This is a genomic window from Staphylococcus sp. EG-SA-15, assembly GCF_017151895.1.
GTDB lineage: Bacteria > Bacillota > Bacilli > Staphylococcales > Staphylococcaceae > Staphylococcus > Staphylococcus aureus.
Genome location: NZ_JACVZN010000154.1, coordinates 1 through 246, shown reverse-complemented (window position 1 = coordinate 246; position 246 = coordinate 1). Strand labels below are relative to the sequence as shown.

2 pseudogenes are annotated in these 246 nt (G+C 33.3%); both read left to right on the top strand.

The window, feature by feature from the left end:
• A pseudogene (locus IDG64_RS14810) lies at positions 1–138 on the top strand (DUF1542 domain-containing protein); the annotation flags it as partial.
• A pseudogene (locus IDG64_RS15385) lies at positions 120–246 on the top strand (hypothetical protein); the annotation flags it as partial. The pseudogenes IDG64_RS14810 and IDG64_RS15385, both read left to right, overlap by 19 nt.

Genomic DNA, 246 nt, shown 5'->3' with positions numbered 1-246 from the left:
CAATTAATTAGCGACACACTCAAACAAGCGCAACAAGAAATAGAAAATACAAATCAAGATGCTGCTGTTACTGATGTTAGAAATCAAACAATCAAGGCAATAGAGCAAATAAAACCTAAAGTAAGACTGAAAAAGAGCAAGAGCGTATTTTAGTAAGAATGCAAAGAAACAGAAATGCTTATTCAATAGACGAAGCGAGCAAAGCAATTAAAGAAGCAGAAAAAGCAAGAAAGGCAAGAAAAAAAG